Source organism: Leifsonia sp. L25, from assembly GCF_050632895.1.
Genome location: NZ_JBODRZ010000004.1, coordinates 215945 through 231202, shown reverse-complemented (window position 1 = coordinate 231202; position 15258 = coordinate 215945). Strand labels below are relative to the sequence as shown.

Here is a 15258-nt window from a genome sequence, read left to right as displayed (position 1 = left end):
TCGCGGTGGGTGTGGGGCTCCCAGAGTTGGAGCGGAGGACGCCGAAGCCGCGGTCGGCTTTGCCGACGGCCTCGGCCGCGATCGGGAAGGCACCGTCGGCGACGGTGACGATCGCGTCGTAGCGTTCGCCCATCCCGAGCAGGATGCTGTCGCCCTCGACCGGGTTCACCGGGTAACCGTCGGTGTGTGTGACGGTGAGCCGGTGGCCGCCGACCGAAAATCGGAAGGCGGTGTCGCCGCCGGCGTTGATGATGCGCAGCCGCACCGTTGCCCGGGCTTGGCGGTGAAGGTGGCCGGGTCTCCGGCTGGGCGTCCGTTGATGAGGTAGTAGGGGTAGTAGACGTCTCCGGCGTCGCCGCCGAGCAGGTTGGAGCCGGTTCCGGTGAGCAGGTTGCCGGCGCGGGTCGAGGGTGCCGTCCTGGCCGCCGCCCATCATGCCGCCCATTCCTCCCATCCCGCCCATGCCTTTCATGCCTTTCTTGAGGTCGGCGAGTACCTGGTCGGGTGTCGCGGTGACGCCGTCGAGCCAGTCGTCCAGCACGAGTACCCAGTCGTGGTCGTAGTTGAGGGGTTCGCGGGGGTCTTCGATGACCAGCGGGCCCTGGAGGCCGCGGTCGAGTTGCGGGCCGACGTGCGGGTGGTACCAATAGGTTCCCGGGGCGTCGGCGGTGAACGCGTAGTCGAACGAAGCTCCGGGGCCGATCGGCTGCTGGGTGATCGGGGGACGCCGTCCATGTCGTTGCGGAGGGCGATGCCGTGCCAGTGGACGGTGGTGTCGTCCGGGAGCTGGTTGGTGACGTGCGCGCGGATGATGTCACCGACATGTGCCCGGATGGTGGGGCCGGGGACTTCACCGTTGTAGGCCCAGGTGGAGGCGGTGCGCCCGGCCAGGTCGATGTCGGTCTTGGCGGCGGTGAGCTGGACGCGGGTTGTTCGCCCGGTGCGCCGCCGGGCCGTTTCGGCAGCGGTGACGGGGCTGCTGGTCGCGGTGAGGAGGTTCGGTCCGCCGGTGCAGGCGGCCAGGGCGAAGGCGGTGGCGACCCCGGCGCCGCCGAGGAGAAGGCTGCGCCGGGTGAGGTTCGAAGAGTTCATCAGATGTCCAGAGAGGAAGCGGCTAGAGGGCCGTGAGGAGTGGGGAGGGGCGGGCGCCGCCACGAGGGAGAGGTGACGGCGCCCGCGTCTGGTGCGACCGGTTCAGAGGCTGGCGAGGAGCTGCTTCATGGTGGCGATCTCGGCGCTCTGTGCGGCGGCGATCTTCTTCGCCAGCGCGACGGCGTCGGATGGCCGTGCCCTGTTCGGTCTCGGTCGTGGCCATGGTGATGGCGCCCTGGTGGTGCTGGATCATCTGGGTGAGGAACAGCTTCGACGCGTCTGCGCCGGACGCGTTCCTCAGCGCGTCCATGTCCTGTTGCGACATCGTGCCGTCGCCGCCCATGTCCATGCCGCCCATGTCGGATTTCTGGCCCCAGGTGTCGAGCCAGCCATTCATGGTGTCGATCTCCGGCTGCTGCGCGGCCTTGATCTTCTGCGCGAGTTCGGTCACCCGGGCGTCGATGCCCTGCTTGGCAAGGAGCGTGTCGGACATTTCGATGGCCTGCTGGTGGTGGGGCACCATGCTCATGGCGAAGGTGACGTCGGCCTGGTTGTGGTCGGAGGTGGCGGCGGGGCTCGAGCTCCCGTGGGTCATCCCGGACATGCTGCCCATGCCTGGGTCCTTTCCGGAGGCGCCCGCGGTGCAGCCAGCCAAGGCGGCGGCGGTCAGGAGTGCGCCGGAGGCGATCGCGATCAGTCGGATGTTCATTGTGGGGTCTCTTTCGTCGTATGAATCTGCGGATGGTAGGCACGCTGAAGCAACACCGCGCGATGCGCGGTGTGCGGTGTGCGTCATCTGCGATCGATGAACAGTGCGAGAAGAGACGGTGGTGATGATCCGACCCTGCGCGTGATCATCCGGGCCAGGGTCGTGGGTGCAGCCCGGGAGCCCAGGCCGAGGAGCGCCCGGCTGAGTACCGGGGCGATCAGGAGGATCGTCGCGGCGAGCAGCGCGAGCGTGCAGATCATGGCAGTCGTGTCGTGCATCGGATCACAGCCGTCGATAGCGCATCCCCCGCCCGCCCTGGTGTCGGACATCGCCTGGCTGGAAACTGCAGGGTGCGATTGGTCTGGGTGTGACACTGTCGACGCGGATACCGCTGGCTGGACCGCGACGAACCCGTGTGGTTCGCCCATAGGCGTGCTGACAACGTGCATGGCGAGGATCCCGGTCACGATGCCCGCGACCGCGAAGAGGAGGACGAGCACGCAGCGCCAGGTGCGGGTGCGCATCGAGATGCTGTCGGCGAGCATTTCTCCTCCTTCCGGGAGACAAACTACCGGCGCAGTCTGGATACCCGCCGGGGGTTTAACTGCTGACGGGACCTAATGCCCCATCCGTCTCCACATTCGCGTCCAAGCTGAATGGAGAAATCGTTTGAGGAGGCGGACGTGTACGGGTGGATGATGGGCGGCATGGGGGCGTGGTGGATCATTTGGCTGATTGTGCCGTTGCTGATCATCGCGGTTGTGATCGTGCTGGTGGTCACTCTTAGCCGGCGTGGTCCGTCCGCCGGTAGTGGTGCGGTTCAGCCAGGGCGTCCGTCGCCTCGGGACATTCTCGATGAACGGTACGCCCGAGGCGAGATCGACCACGACGAGTACGCCAGGCGTCGGGACGAGTTGGGTCGTTCTGGAAGCTGAGCCCACGGGACCCGTCACGAACGCACGAGTCGGGCGATGGCGTCGCTGGCTTCCTGGATCTTGGCCTGGCCTTCGTCCCCGCCCAGTAGCACGGCGTCGGTGACGCAGTGTTTCAGGTGGTCGTCGACGAGGCCGAGGGCGACGCTCTTGAGTGCGGAGGTCAGGGCGGAGATCTGGGTGAGGATGTCGATGCAGTACTGCTCTTCATCGACCATTCGCGCGATTCCGCGGGCTTGCCCTTCGATCCGGCTGAGGCGCCGCATGTATCCGGCTTTGTCGGTGATGTAGCCGTGCTGGTGTTCGTGCTCGGCGGTGGTCGTGGTGTCGTTCATTAAGGCTCCAAGGGCGGTCAGGTTCGGGATGCGGGTGCCGGCGTCGCCGGCTGGGTGCGATTTCGGTCGAGGGCAACGCGGGCGCTGGTCTCTGGTCGCAGGTCGAGCCGGCGCAGCAGCTGAGCGTTCAGGGCGACGACGATCGTGGACAACGACATGAGGATCGCGCCGACCGACATCGGCAGGACGAACCCGATTGGTGCGAGCACGCCGGCGGCAAGCGGCACGGAGATGAGGTTGTACCCGGCTGCCCACCACAGGTTCTGCTTCATCTTGCGGTAGCTTGCGCGGGAGAGTTCGATGACCGACAGCACGGAGCGCGGGTCGTCGCTGGCGAGGATCACTCCTGCGGAGGCGATCGCGACGTCGGTGCCGGCGCCGATGGCGATTCCGACGTCGGCCTGGGCAAGAGCGGGGGCGTCGTTGACGCCGTCGCCGACCATCGCCACCTTGCGTCCCTCCGCCTGGAGCTCCTTGACCTTCGCGGACTTGTCCTCTGGCCGCACTCCGGCGAAGTACCGGTCGATGCCGAGTTCGTTGGCGACCGATCTGGCTACGGCGTCTGCGTCGCCGGTGATCATCACGACCTGCGCGTTCTGAGCGTGGAGGGCGTCAACCGCTTGCCGGGACTCCTCGCGGATCTCGTCGGCAAGTTTGAGCGCACCGGCCACCTGTCCGTCGACCAGGACGTGCAGGATGATGGCGCCGTCCTCTCGCCAGGCGTCGGCGATCCGGAGTTCGTCCACTCCGGCTTCGTGCAGCAGGTTCGGGCCGCCGACCTGGACGTGGTGGCCGTCGACCGTGGCCGACACTCCGACCGCGGGGGAGGATTCGAAACCTGCGGCTGCGCCGACGGTCACATGGCGAGCGGCTGCGGCGTTGACGATGGCCCGTGCCAGCGGGTGCTCGGAGTCCGCCTCGGCGGCGGCGGCCAGTGCCAGCAGTCGATCGGAGGTGGTGCCGTCGGTGGTCTCGATCGCGGTGACGCTGGGTTCGCCCTTGGTCAGGGTGCCGGTCTTATCGAACAGCACCGTGTCGATGGTGCGCATGCTCTCCAGGGCGAGCCGATCCTTGATGAGCACTCCGCCGCGGGCGGCGCGTTCGGTCGAGATGGCGACGACGAGCGGGATGGCCAGACCGAGGGCGTGCGGGCAGGCGATGACCAGAACCGTGATGGTGCGCACGACGGCCTCATCCGGCAGGCCGAGCAGGGTCCAGACGACCGCGGTGATGATCGCCGCGCCGAGGGCGAACCAGAACAGCCACCCGGCGGCGGTGTCGGCGATCCGCTGGGCGCGGGACGAGGAATTCTGGGCGTCGCTGACCAGGCGTTGGATACCGGCGAGCGCGGTGTCGTCGCCGACCGCGGTGATTTCAACGCGCAGACCGGAGTCGGTTGCGACGGTGCCCGCGACGACGGCGTCTCCGACGTCGCGGCGCACGGTGCTGGATTCGCCGGTGATCATCGACTCGTCCATGCTCGCCGAGCCGGAAACGACGCGTCCGTCGGCGGGGATGCGGCCACCGGGGCGGACGACGACGACGTCGCCGACCCCGAGGTCGGCGGGGGCGACCTGCACCGTGCTGTCACCCTCGACGCGTTCGGCCTCGTCGGGCAGCAGCGCTGCCAGTGAGTCGAGGGCGGAGGTGGTCTGTGCCAGTGACCGCATCTCGATCCAGTGGCCCAGCAGCATGATCACGATGAGGAGGGCGAGCTCCCACCAGAAGTCGAGTTCGTGATCCAGGATCCCCAGGCTCGCACCCCAGGACGCCAGGAACGCGACCGTGATCGCCAACGCGATCAGCAGCATCATGCCGGGTTTGAGCGCCCGCAGTTCACCGACGGCGCCAGTGAGGAATGGGCGACCGCCCCAGACGTACATGACCGTTCCGAGGATCGGCGAGATCCACGCCACCCAGGCGGCGTCCGGCAGCGGGTACCCCAGGATCATCGCGAACATCGAGGAGAAGCCGACGACGGGGACGGCGATGATGAGCATGATCCAGAACAGACGACGGAACTGGCCGACATGGTCGCCGTGGCCGGCGTGCCCACCCATTCCGCCGTGACCGGCGTGTCCGGCCATGTCGTGTCCGGCGTGCTCGCCCACGTCGTGGGCCTCGTGGTTCTCGGCGGTCTCGGTCGAGGTGGAGTGGGCGCGGTGGTCGCGCCCGTCGTGCTCGGTGTGGTCGTTCATGCTTAGCCCTTCACCTGGGTGATGTGCTGCTGGCCGCCTGTACCGGGCGGTGGCGGTTATGCGGTGATGTATGCCGTGGGGTCGGCGTCGAAACGGGGTGCGCAGCCGGCACAGCAGAACCAGTACCGCTCGCCGTTGTAGTCGCGGTAGAGGCCTTGTGCCTCTGCCTTCGCCTTGCTGACGGTGCTGCCCTTCATCACGACGCACTCGGTGAGATCGTCGGCGCCCGTCCCGCCGAGGAGGTTGGTGCTTCCCGTCGGCATGGTGGCGGCGTGGTGGTGGTCGCTGGTGGTGCTGGTGTTGCAGCAGCTGTCGCTCATGATGTGTCCTTTTCGTGAGTGGTCATGCGGTTTCGAGCACGGTCGCCGGCGTTCAGGCGGCCGTTCGGGTCGTGGTGGTCTTGGAGCGGAAGCCGCGCAGGCGGAGGCTGTTGCTCACGACGAACACGCTGGAGAATGCCATTGCCGCTCCGGCGATCATCGGATTGAGCAGGCCGAACGCTGCCAGCGGGATCGCCGCAACGTTGTAGGCGAATGCCCAGAACAGATTCGTCTTGATCGTGCCCAGCGTTCGCCGGGCCAACCGGACGGCATCGGCGACAGCCCGGAGGTCACCGCGGACGAGCGTGATGTCAGCAGCTTCGATGGCGGCATCCGTACCGGTTCCCATCGCCAGTCCCAGGTCGGCGGTCGCTAAGGCTGCGGCGTCGTTGACCCCGTCGCCGACCATCGCCACCGTCTTGCCTTCGGTCTGAAGCCGGCGCACGGTATCGGCCTTGTCTTGGGGGAGAACCTCGGCGAGCACGGTCTCGATGCCCACCGCGCGAGCAACCTCCCGAGCGACGGTCGCGTTGTCTCCGGTGAGCAGGATCGGGGTGAGTCCGAGCTGCTTGAACGCGGCCACCGCTTCTCGGCTGGTCGGCTTGATCGCGTCCGCGACGACGAGCAGCCCTCGCGTTTTCCCGTCCCATGCGACGCAGACCACGGTCTGTCCGGCAGTTTCAGCAGAGTTCTTGGCGGTTGCGAGCCTGTCATCGAGGACGATGGACCAGTCCTCCAGCAGCGACTGGCGGCCCACGAGCGCCAGGTGTCCGTCCACAACGCCCTGTACGCCGCGGCCTTCGATGTTCACGAAGGATTCAGGAGTGGAGAGGGTGCCGACGCGCTCGATGGCCGCGGCGGCGACGGCTCAGGCGATCGGGTGCTCGGAAGCAGCTTCAACGGCGCCGGCTATCCGGAGCAGTGTGGACTCCTCGACGTCGGGCGCGGTGATGACCTGGAGCAGTGTCATCTTCCCGGCGGTGACCGTGCCGGTCTTGTCCAGGACGATGGTGTCGACGGTGCGGGTGGACTCCAGCACTTCGGGTCCCTTGATCAGGATGCCGAGTTGCGCTCCACGTCCGGTTCCGACCAGGAGCGCCGTCGGGGTGGCGAGTCCGAGCGCGCAGGGGCAGGCGATGATCAGTACCGCCACGGCGGCCGTGAAAGCCGCAGCGGTCGGGTGACCGGTGAGTATCCAGGCCGCCAGGGTGACTACGGCGATGCCCAGAACGATCGGGACGAAGATGCCGGAGATGCGATCGGCGAGACGCTGCACCGCTGCTTTGCCGGACTGGGCGTCCTCGACGAGCTTGGCCATCTGCGCGAGTTGCGTGTCGCTGCCGACCCGGGTGGCGCGCACCAGGAGGCGGCCGCCGGAGTTCACCGTGGCACCGGCAACGGCGTCACCGGCCGTGACCTCGACGGGCACGGATTCGCCTGTGAGCAGCGACATGTCGATCGCACTCGAACCGTCGACCACGATCCCGTCGGTGGCGATCTTCTCGCCGGGCCGGACCACGAACTCGTCATCGGTGCGCAGCGTCTCGATTGGGATGCGCACCTCCAGGCCGTCGCGGATCACTGCCACATCCTTGGCGCCGAGTTCAAGGAGCGCCCGCAGGGCTGCGCCGGCCTGCCGCTTCGATCGCTTCTCGAAATAGCGGCCGGCGAGCACGAAGGTGGTGACTCCAGCGGCGACCTCGAGATAGATGTTGCCAGCTCCGTCCGAGGCGGTCACCGTGAAGCTGAACCCGTGAGTCATCCCGGGCATCCCCGCCGTTCCGAAGAAGAGGGCGTAGAGCGACCAGACGAATGCGGCCAGGGTTCCGATCGACACCAGGGTGTCCATCGTGGCCGCTCCATGGCGGGCGTTGATGAACGCTGCTTTGTGGAACGGCCACGCTCCCCACGCCACGACCGGTGCCGCCAGCGTGAGCGAGAGCCACTGCCAGTACGTGAACTGCAGCGGCGGGATCATCGCCAATGCGATGACCGGAACGGACAGCGCGACGCTGCCGATGAGCCGGTTGCGAAGTCCAGTGAGTTCCGGGTCGGCGTCCGCCGGCTCGCTTTCGAGTTCGACAGCCGGGAGCGCGGCTGTGTAACCCGTCTTCTCGACTTCGGCGATCACGGTGGCCACATCCATGCCGTCCGGCAGGGACACTCGTGCCTTTTCGGTCGCGTAGTTCACGGTCGCGGTGACGCCGTCCAGACGGTTCAGCTTCTTCTCGATCCGCATTGCGCACGACGCGCAGGTCATTCCGCCGACCTCGAGCTCGAGGGTGGCGCTGCTTGCTGCGGGCGAGGGAGATGCTGTCATGTGGTGCTCCTCAGGTTCGGACGGCGGTGCGGTTCCTACTTCCGGACGGCGGCGTAGCCGGCCTCGTCGACCGCGGCGAGTACGGCGGTGTCGTCCACGCCGGTCGCGGCGGTGACATGCAGAACGCCGTCGGACGCGGACACCTTCACGTTCTCGACGCCGGCGACCTGGGCCACCTCGGTGGACACTGCCCGCTCGCAGTGCTCGCAGGTCATTCCGGTCACCTGGTACTCGATCGTTTCCATCAGTCCTCCATGATTGCTGGGATACCCTCGGAGGGTATCGCTGTCTTGGAAAATGATACCCCTAGGTGGTATTTCTGCAACCCTGGATGTCCGTCGTCGCGCAACATGGTGGTTTTCGCAGCGGCTCTTCTCTGTCGTTCGAGATCGCCGTACTACAGTGGCGCGGCCACCCACCCCCGATCGGAGGTTCGATGGCGCACGCCCACGCGCATTCTCATGGCGGCTCATTCCGCGCACGCCCCCACGGTCGGCTCCTGCGCACTGTTGTCCCAATTGGATCGTGACGACGTCGATTGACTGCCCGTGCGGCTGAGTTGAGCCGCATCGAGAGCGACATCGATCTATCGACCGAGGTAATTGCGGAGCATCAACTTCGCTGCAGGACTCGTTCTCGCGCGGCCCAGGGCGTGATCCCTCGGGGTTTGATAAAGCTCAGGAGCGCGATCGCGCAGAGCACGATCAGCCCTGCGACGCTGTCGACGACAAGTTGGACGCGAGCGGCCGCGAAATCTCGTCCGGTTGTCACCGCCGCGTGCGCGGCGATGTCGGAGACGTGTGCGTGCAGTGCGAGGGCGGCGGTAGCGACAACAGTCAGGATCAGCTTCAACAGGACCCAATAGTGACGCGTCAATCCCCAGCGGGTGATGAGCGAGACGAAGATACCGCTTATCAGGCTGGCACCCGCGAGAGGAACGATCACGAACCATATGGTCGCCCGAAGCGCCGCATAGATTCCTGCCCAGAGATCCTCTTCGGCGGTCGTCCAGCCGAGTGTTGCGATGGTGGCGAAGGCAGCGACTGCGCCGACCCAGCCGATCGACAGCCCCACGTGCCACGCGACGATCGCCGTTCGAGCTCGCGGCGACGTCATCCGTGCATCCGCGCCATGCCGTTACCGGTGAGATGCAGGACGAGAAGTACGGCTATCGCCAGAACGATCGTTGCGGATACGACGAGCACCCAGCGCGGGGGCCTGTTCCTGTTGTCTGTCACGCCTTTATCTATACAGAACGTCGCGTAAACGTCAAAGCGTCTCCCAAACGGCTATAGTGGAATCATGCCGAAGCTGTGGAGCGAGACGATCGAAGAGCACCGTTCGGCCGTGCTCGATTCGATCCTCGACGCGACGGGGAGGCTGGTTCATCGGGAGGGATCACCGGTCTGACGATGACCGCCCTGGCAGAGGCCAGCGGAGTAGGGCGCGCCACGCTGTACAAGTACGTACCCGATGTGGCCGCCGCGGTGGCCGGCTGGCAGGAGCGAGAGATAGGGCGTCACCTCCAACAGCTGCGCAGCATTGCGCACGATAGTCCAGCCGAATCCCGCCTGAGCGAAGCGCTGCAGGCGTACGCGCGGCTGCGTCGACACCAACATGGGGATGATGGTGTCCTGCACCTTCCGGAGCGGATCTCGCCGGCCGAGCTCGAACTGACTGACATGGTGCGTGAACTCATTGATGAGGATGCCCGCGCCGGGCGCGCACGCACCGACATACCAGCAGACGATCTCGCGGCGTTCGCCGTTCACGCCATGGGAGCCGCCGCGACCGCATCGGATCATTCCGCCGTAGACAGGCTCACCGCGGTGGTTGTCCGGTGCCATCCAGGGCCCTTTTTCGCAGCCACCCGCTAGCTAAAGTTATGGTGTCCGCGCAGCCGCCCGCTCCGATCGCATCCGACGGTGGCGCAGTACCGCACGCATGATAAGGGGTGTCCCGATGATCGCCGGCAGGAACCAGAACAGCCAGGACGGGAGGAGCTGCCAGATCGGCAGGTGAGGTCCGTTGTCGACGTAGAACGCGGTCAGCATGGCGACGTAAGAGACTCCCATGGCGATGATGTGTGGAGCGTCGCCGGGTCGGTGGAGCCGACGGTAGATGAACCCGTAGGTGGCCGCGACGGCCGCGACAGCACCGGGAGCAACGAGCGGTAGGTCGGCGGGCCACCGGAAGGCGGACATCGCGCACGCGGAAGCGAAGACGATCAGGATCGCTCCGAAGTAGAACCGGCCGCTGACGACATGTCGGCCGGAGCCCTTTCGGCTGAACATGGCAACGAGTCCGCTCCACGATGGCGACCAGAGCCGCCGCGACGTGGATTCCGAGCAGGACCAGGAAGACGGCGGAGAGCGAGGCAACGTCCAGTCCGAGCAGAGGTTCCGTGCGCATGAGGGGGCCTCCCTCCGGTGCGCCCAGGGTAGCGCCGCGCCAGGGGTGCGGACTACTGTTCCCGTCGCCGCGCTCGATAAGGATGGTGTCGCGCCATTGCCCCACCCACGGCCCGTAGGTCATCCGGGCGATGCGTTCGCGATGGCCGACGACTCGGAAACCGGCGTGCTCGTGGAGACGGAGGCTGGCCGTGTTCTCGCGGAAGATGCTCGACTGGATCGTCCAGATGCCCGCGTTGTCGCACGCGCTGATCAGCTCGTTCAGGAGCAGCCGTCCCAGTCCGCGGCCGCGCGCGCGGTCAGCAACATAGACGGAGGTGTTCGACGACGCCCTGGTAGACCTCGCGTGAGGAGACCGGGGACACGGCTGCCCAGCCGGCGAGGCCGCCTTCATCGACCGCGACCAGTCGACCGACGTGCAGCTTGCCCGCGTCGAAGCGATCCCACGACGGAGGCGTGGACTCGAATGTGGCGTTTCCGGTCGCGATGCCCTCGGAATAGATCCGCTCGACCTCGGGCCAGTCGGTCTGCGTGAGTGGTCGGATGATCATTTGCCTGTCGAGTCTTCCAGTGTGGTCACTGAATCATTCTTGTGCGGGCGCGACCCACTCCCACTAGTTCTTCGACCTGCACCAGGATCGTGTCCCGGAGCTCCCGCACGCCGTCGAGGTCCCAGCTCGCCGGGTCGGGGAACGCCCATTGGACGAACTGGCCCGCCACGGGGCCGGGAAGCTGGAGCCCAGGCTTCATGGCCACGACGATGTCGGCGGTCGCGAGGTCGTCGGCCGTCACCGCTCGGGGCTGCGCGCCGGAGCTGTCGATGCCGAGCTCGGCGAGAGCCTGAACCACGGGCTGGCTTGGCCCGTCAGCGGGCGCCGTGCCGGCGCTGGTGGCGTGGGCGCGGTCGCCGGCGACGTGGCGGAAGAGGTGGGATCCGAGCTGCGAGCGGCCGGCGTTGTGGGTGCAGAGGAAGAGGACGGTGGGGGCGTCGTTCATACCGTGATCTCGGTTTCGATGGTGGCTCGGGTCCAGGCTTGGGTCGCCGCCTGGACGGCGTCCCACGGTGAGCCGAGTGGCGGCGTGTAGGAGAGGTCGAGGTCGCTGATCTGCTGGACGGTCAGCCCGGCGAAGAGCGCCGTCGCGTAGGTGTCGACGCGTTTGGCTGTCTCGGTGCCGAGGCGGCCGACGAGTTGAGCGCCGAGGAGGCGTCCGTCTTCGGCGTCCCCGGTGATGCGGATGCTGATCGGCTGGGCGCCCGGGTAGTAGCGCTTGTGGTCGTCGGCGGTGGTCTGGGTGGTGACGCTCTGGAAGCCGGCGGCGCGTGCTTCGTGGTCGCGAAGGCCGGTTCGCGCTGCGACGAGGTCGAAGACCTTGACGACTTGGGTTCCGACGGAGCCGGCGAAGCGGGCGTCGCCGCCCAGGGCGTTCTCCCCGGCCACGCGTCCCTGCTTGTGCGCGGTCGTCCCGAGCGGGAGGTAGGTGACCCCGAGCAGCCGGTGGTGGGTGACGACCCCGTCGCCGGCACCGTAGACGTGGGGGAGTCCGGTGCACATGTGCTCGTCGACTATGACCGCGCGGCCGGCGCCGAGGGTGGCTCCGGCGGATTCCAGGAGCTGAGTGTTCGGGCGGACACCGACAACAGCGAGCACGATGTCGGCTCGCAGGTCGACGGCTTGGCCATCCTGGTCGGCGCGGACGAGGAGACCGTCAGTGTCCTTCTCAACCGAGCGAACCACGGTGCGGGTGCGCACGTGCACGCCGTGGCTGGTCAGTTCCTCGCGGACGGAGGACCCGAGTTCCGGGTCGAGCGTGGAGAGGACTTCGGGTCCGCGCTGGAGAACGGTGACGTCGATGCCGCGCGCGGTGAATCCTTCGGCCATCTCGAGGCCGACGTAGCCGGCGCCGATGATGATCGCGGTGCGCGGGTCGCGTGCTTCAAGGTCACGGTCCAGGGCGAAGGTATCGCCCATCGAGTGGATGACGTGCAGCCCATCGGCGGGGGTGAGCTGGTCGAGTCCGGTGATGCCCGCGTGCGAGGGGAGCGCGCCGGTGCCGACGATCAGCTCGTCGTACCCGATCACGGACTCGGTTCCGTCCGCCGCCCGGACGTTCAATCGTTGACCGGCGACGTCGATGTTGGTGGCGAGCGTGTTGAGCCTCAGCGACATTCCGGTGGCTTCGAGGTCGGCGTGGGTCCGGTGGGCGAGCGACTGCCAGGGGCGCACGTCACCGGAGAAGTAGTACGGGATGCCGCAGATGGAGAAGTTGGGGTATTCGTCGGCGACGACGACGGTGACGTCGGTCGCCGGGTCGAGTTCGCGGGCGCGCAGCGCGGCGGAGATTCCGGCGTCGCTGCCGCCGATGGCGACGAGATGCATGGGACGGTTCCGTTCAGCGATCGGTGGTCTGCGGGATGACGACGTCCGCCGCGGCCTGGGCCAGCACCTTCTCGGAGCGGAACAGCGCCAGGGTGAGTGCGACGCCGATGGCGGCGCCGACGAGTTGGGCGGCGATGAAGGGGAGGACGGACGCCGGGGCGATGCCGGCGAACGAGTCGGAGAAGATCCGGCCGATGGTGACGGCGGGGTTCGCGAACGAGGTGGAGCTGGTGAACCAGTAGGCGGCGCCGATGTAGGCGCCGATCGCGGGGGCGGCAGCGGCGCTGCGTCCGGTTCGGGCGAGCGCGAGAATCAGCATGATGAGCCCGGCCGTCGCGACGACTTCGCCGAGGAGCGTCCCGGCAGTGACCCGCTCGGTGGTGGCAACGTGCGTGGGCAGCTCGAACATCGCGTTGGCGAGCAGGGCTCCGCCGATGGCGCCGAGGACCTGCGCGAGGATGTATGCCCCCGCCTCGGCGAGGGTCAGTCCGTTGCGGGCGGATCGGCCGCCGATCCAGTCGACCAGTGAGACGACCGGGTTGAAGTGGGCTCCGGAGACGGAGCCGAACAGGAGGATCAGCACGGCGAGGCCGAGGGCGGTGGCGATGCTGTTCTCGAGCAGCTGCAGGCCGGTGTCGTGGGAGAGGCGGCTGGCGGCGATCCCGGAGCCGACGACGACCGTGACGAGGAGTCCGGTTCCCAGGAATTCAGCGAGCAGTCGGGAGAGGAGGCGCGTATTCATCGCGTTCATCTTGACCGGTGCAAGTTACCTCAGTCAAGATTGAGGCAATGAACAGTGGGCGAAATCCCTTGGAGGAGCGGGCTGCGTTGCACGCGGCCCTCGCCGATCCGTTGCGCCTGCGGGTCCTGGACCTCCTCGTGATCGGCGACTTGACACCGGGAGAGCTCGTCGCGGAGCTCGGGGTGTCGACCAATCTGCTAGCGCACCATCTCGCGGTCCTGGAGCGTCAAGGGATCATCGTGCGCGAGCGCTCGGAGGGAGATCGCCGGAGAACGTACGTGCGCCTCCGGCCGGCCGCGCTCGCGGCGCTGGGGCCGTCGGCCGATGCCGCAGCGCACCGCGTCGTCTTCGTCTGCACTGCGAACTCGGCACGCTCGCAACTGGCGGAGGCGCTCTGGTCGCGCACCAGCACGGTCCCGGCCGTCTCGGCCGGTACGCATCCGGCGGCACGCGTCGCAGAGGGCGCCGTTCAGGTGGCGGCGCACCACGGCGTGGCGTTGATCGGTCGGCCGAAGCTCTATGCGGACGTCATCGCGGACGGCGACTATGTGGTGACCGTCTGCGACCGCGCACACGAGGAGCTGGGGCTGGGAGGTGCGCACTGGTCGATTCCGGACCCGGTGTTAGACGGCAGTGCGCAGGCGTTCGAGTCGGCCTTCCAGGAGATCGCGCGCAGGATCGACTCCCTCGCAGCGCATTTGACGCCGAGCTAGGTCGCCCGCGAGAGAGCCAACGCTGCCAAGGCCACGCCGGCCATGAGCGCGGCCATCCCCGCGTAGCTGCCGACGCTGTTGGCGATAAGGGGCCCGAGCGCCGGTGCGAGCGCCGTCAGCACAGTGATCGGGGCGGCGAAGACACCGTTGATCGACCCGTAGTTGTGGACTCCCCAACGGTCGGCGACAGCGGACGCCTGAACCAGTGTGTGAGCGCCGCGTATCGCGCCGACCAGGATCGCGACGAGAATCAGCAGCCACACCGGGCCAGGGATCAGGGCAAGCCCGAGCAGCCCAACGGTCGACCCGAGAGCGATGACCGCGATCGGCAGCGACGGCTTCGAGCGGTGAGGGGTCAGGTAGAACAGCAACCGGCCGATCACCTGTCCGGCGCCCACCAACCCCAGGGCCAGCGCGGCGACGCCGTAGCTCATGCCCTTCTCCGTGAAGAGCGGAATGATCGCGAGGGTCACCGCATACAGGCTGGTGGTGATCAGCGACATCGTGCCCACCAGCACCCAGAACCGACGGGTTCGGACCACGGTAGACACCCGATGCTCTACGACCGGGGCGTAGTAGAGGATCCCCCAGTTCAGGATCTGGCCGGCCGACAGTGCGGCGAGACTCCAGCGCGATGGCTGCCTCGTTGCGACAGGCGGCTGGGCGAGCTCGGTCACAGTGCCGTCGTGAGCACCTTCGACACGCGCTCCAGGCTTCCCGGGACCAGCTTGTAGTACGACCAGGTGCCGCGCTTCGATCGGGTGATGTAGCCCGCGTCCAGCAGAAGCTTAAGGTGATGCGACACCGTCGGCTGGCTGAGCCCGACCGGTTCGGTCAGGTCGCACACGCACGCCTCCTGGCCCTCGGAGTTGGCCACGATCGAGAGCAGGCGGAGCCGGGTGGGGTCGCCGAGCGCCTTGAACGCCGTGGCCATCGACTCCGCCTCGTCGAGCGAGAGGGTCTCGCTCGTCACGGGAGTGCAGCAGGCATTCACGGGTGTGATCGGGAGTGCTTCGAGAACGGCCATGCTGTTAGTGTACCCATACATTGACAGATTTCGATGAAGCATGCACACTATAAATCGAAAACCTTCGATGAATGGAGAATG

Annotated in this window: 16 protein-coding genes and 3 pseudogenes; 2 read left to right on the top strand and 17 right to left on the bottom strand. The window is 67.3% G+C overall.

The window, feature by feature from the left end; translation table 11 throughout:
• Positions 1-130 precede the first annotated feature (130 nt).
• From ACRAWC_RS21760 to ACRAWC_RS21750, 3 genes and pseudogenes are all read right to left on the bottom strand, one after another.
• Positions 131-1092 (bottom strand): annotated as a pseudogene (locus ACRAWC_RS21760) (multicopper oxidase family protein); the annotation flags it as partial.
• A 22-nt stretch (positions 1093-1114) separates the two neighbouring features.
• Entirely contained in the window at positions 1115-1801 is a 687-nt protein-coding gene (locus tag ACRAWC_RS21755; protein ID WP_431349623.1) for a DUF305 domain-containing protein, read from the bottom strand.
• 83 nt (positions 1802-1884) lie between these two features.
• Complete coding sequence (locus ACRAWC_RS21750; RefSeq protein WP_431349622.1) at positions 1885-2346, bottom strand: DUF6153 family protein; 462 nt, start codon at positions 2344-2346, stop codon at positions 1885-1887.
• A gap of 138 nt (positions 2347-2484) precedes the next feature.
• Here ACRAWC_RS21750 and ACRAWC_RS21745 point away from each other — a divergent pair, with 138 nt between their 5' ends.
• Positions 2485-2736: an SHOCT domain-containing protein gene (locus ACRAWC_RS21745; RefSeq protein ID WP_258045885.1), complete on the top strand. Its 252-nt coding sequence runs from the start codon at positions 2485-2487 to the stop codon at positions 2734-2736.
• A 14-nt stretch (positions 2737-2750) separates the two neighbouring features.
• On the opposite strand, the gene ACRAWC_RS21740 is transcribed toward ACRAWC_RS21745, so the two are convergent.
• The 12 genes and pseudogenes from ACRAWC_RS21740 to ACRAWC_RS21685 all read right to left on the bottom strand — a co-directional run bounded on the left by ACRAWC_RS21740 (position 2751) and on the right by ACRAWC_RS21685 (position 13446).
• Positions 2751-3068: a metal-sensitive transcriptional regulator gene (locus ACRAWC_RS21740; protein WP_175337889.1), complete on the bottom strand. Its 318-nt coding sequence runs from the start codon at positions 3066-3068 to the stop codon at positions 2751-2753.
• Positions 3069-3085: 17 nt separating this feature from the next.
• Complete coding sequence (locus ACRAWC_RS21735) at positions 3086-5266, bottom strand: heavy metal translocating P-type ATPase (protein ID WP_175337888.1); 2181 nt, start codon at positions 5264-5266, stop codon at positions 3086-3088.
• 56 nt (positions 5267-5322) lie between these two features.
• Positions 5323-5586: a YHS domain-containing protein gene (locus ACRAWC_RS21730; RefSeq protein WP_175337887.1), complete on the bottom strand. Its 264-nt coding sequence runs from the start codon at positions 5584-5586 to the stop codon at positions 5323-5325.
• Positions 5587-5638: 52 nt separating this feature from the next.
• Positions 5639-7906: pseudogene (locus tag ACRAWC_RS21725) on the bottom strand (heavy metal translocating P-type ATPase).
• 35 nt (positions 7907-7941) lie between these two features.
• Positions 7942-8151 (bottom strand): heavy-metal-associated domain-containing protein, encoded by a 210-nt coding sequence (locus ACRAWC_RS21720; RefSeq protein ID WP_175337885.1) that lies wholly within the window; start codon positions 8149-8151, stop codon positions 7942-7944.
• Positions 8152-8518: 367 nt separating this feature from the next.
• Positions 8519-9022: a hypothetical protein gene (locus tag ACRAWC_RS21715; protein WP_175337884.1), complete on the bottom strand. Its 504-nt coding sequence runs from the start codon at positions 9020-9022 to the stop codon at positions 8519-8521.
• Positions 9023-9291: 269 nt separating this feature from the next.
• Positions 9292-9753 carry a hypothetical protein gene (locus tag ACRAWC_RS21710; RefSeq protein WP_431349621.1) on the bottom strand — a complete coding sequence of 154 codons (462 nt, stop codon included), beginning with the start codon at positions 9751-9753 and terminating at the stop codon, positions 9292-9294.
• Positions 9754-9789: 36 nt separating this feature from the next.
• Entirely contained in the window at positions 9790-10200 is a 411-nt protein-coding gene (locus ACRAWC_RS21705) for a hypothetical protein (protein WP_431350003.1), read from the bottom strand.
• Positions 10201-10387: 187 nt separating this feature from the next.
• Positions 10388-10868, bottom strand: a pseudogene (locus ACRAWC_RS21700) (N-acetyltransferase family protein); the annotation flags it as partial.
• Between the two features lie 25 nt (positions 10869-10893).
• Positions 10894-11313 carry a low molecular weight phosphatase family protein gene (locus ACRAWC_RS21695; protein WP_431349620.1) on the bottom strand — a complete coding sequence of 140 codons (420 nt, stop codon included), beginning with the start codon at positions 11311-11313 and terminating at the stop codon, positions 10894-10896.
• The gene (locus tag ACRAWC_RS21690) at positions 11310-12695 is read right to left on the bottom strand and encodes an FAD-dependent oxidoreductase (RefSeq protein ID WP_175337879.1); all 1386 of its coding nucleotides are present in this window, start codon (positions 12693-12695) and stop codon (positions 11310-11312) included. Before ACRAWC_RS21690 ends, ACRAWC_RS21695 begins: the two co-directional genes overlap by 4 nt.
• A gap of 13 nt (positions 12696-12708) precedes the next feature.
• Entirely contained in the window at positions 12709-13446 is a 738-nt protein-coding gene (locus ACRAWC_RS21685) for an aquaporin (protein WP_217499016.1), read from the bottom strand.
• Positions 13447-13484: 38 nt separating this feature from the next.
• Here ACRAWC_RS21685 and ACRAWC_RS21680 point away from each other — a divergent pair, with 38 nt between their 5' ends.
• Positions 13485-14150, top strand: coding sequence for a MarR family transcriptional regulator (locus ACRAWC_RS21680; protein ID WP_175338009.1), 666 nt, complete (start codon positions 13485-13487; stop codon positions 14148-14150).
• Here the strand turns inward: ACRAWC_RS21680 and ACRAWC_RS21675 are convergent.
• Positions 14147-14827: a hypothetical protein gene (locus ACRAWC_RS21675; protein WP_175337877.1), complete on the bottom strand. Its 681-nt coding sequence runs from the start codon at positions 14825-14827 to the stop codon at positions 14147-14149. The genes ACRAWC_RS21680 and ACRAWC_RS21675 overlap by 4 nt on opposite strands.
• Complete coding sequence (locus tag ACRAWC_RS21670) at positions 14824-15177, bottom strand: ArsR/SmtB family transcription factor (protein WP_175337876.1); 354 nt, start codon at positions 15175-15177, stop codon at positions 14824-14826. The genes ACRAWC_RS21675 and ACRAWC_RS21670 overlap by 4 nt, the downstream gene beginning before the upstream one ends.
• Positions 15178-15258: the final 81 nt, after the last annotated feature.

Coding starts and splice junctions, on each gene's coding strand:
- ACRAWC_RS21755 (WP_431349623.1), bottom strand. CDS start 1,801: ATGAACATCCGACTGATCGCGATCGCCTCCGGCGCACTCCTGACCGCC.
- ACRAWC_RS21750 (WP_431349622.1), bottom strand. CDS start 2,346: ATGCTCGCCGACAGCATCTCGATGCGCACCCGCACCTGGCGCTGCGTG.
- ACRAWC_RS21740 (WP_175337889.1), bottom strand. CDS start 3,068: ATGAACGACACCACGACCACCGCCGAGCACGAACACCAGCACGGCTAC.
- ACRAWC_RS21735 (WP_175337888.1), bottom strand. CDS start 5,266: ATGAACGACCACACCGAGCACGACGGGCGCGACCACCGCGCCCACTCC.
- ACRAWC_RS21730 (WP_175337887.1), bottom strand. CDS start 5,586: ATGAGCGACAGCTGCTGCAACACCAGCACCACCAGCGACCACCACCAC.
- ACRAWC_RS21720 (WP_175337885.1), bottom strand. CDS start 8,151: ATGGAAACGATCGAGTACCAGGTGACCGGAATGACCTGCGAGCACTGC.
- ACRAWC_RS21715 (WP_175337884.1), bottom strand. CDS start 9,022: ATGACGTCGCCGCGAGCTCGAACGGCGATCGTCGCGTGGCACGTGGGG.
- ACRAWC_RS21710 (WP_431349621.1), bottom strand. CDS start 9,753: ATGGCACCGGACAACCACCGCGGTGAGCCTGTCTACGGCGGAATGATC.
- ACRAWC_RS21705 (WP_431350003.1), bottom strand. CDS start 10,200: ATGTTCAGCCGAAAGGGCTCCGGCCGACATGTCGTCAGCGGCCGGTTC.
- ACRAWC_RS21695 (WP_431349620.1), bottom strand. CDS start 11,313: ATGAACGACGCCCCCACCGTCCTCTTCCTCTGCACCCACAACGCCGGC.
- ACRAWC_RS21690 (WP_175337879.1), bottom strand. CDS start 12,695: ATGCATCTCGTCGCCATCGGCGGCAGCGACGCCGGAATCTCCGCCGCG.
- ACRAWC_RS21685 (WP_217499016.1), bottom strand. CDS start 13,446: ATGAACGCGATGAATACGCGCCTCCTCTCCCGACTGCTCGCTGAATTC.
- ACRAWC_RS21680 (WP_175338009.1), top strand. CDS start 13,485: ATGAACAGTGGGCGAAATCCCTTGGAGGAGCGGGCTGCGTTGCACGCG.
- ACRAWC_RS21670 (WP_175337876.1), bottom strand. CDS start 15,177: ATGGCCGTTCTCGAAGCACTCCCGATCACACCCGTGAATGCCTGCTGC.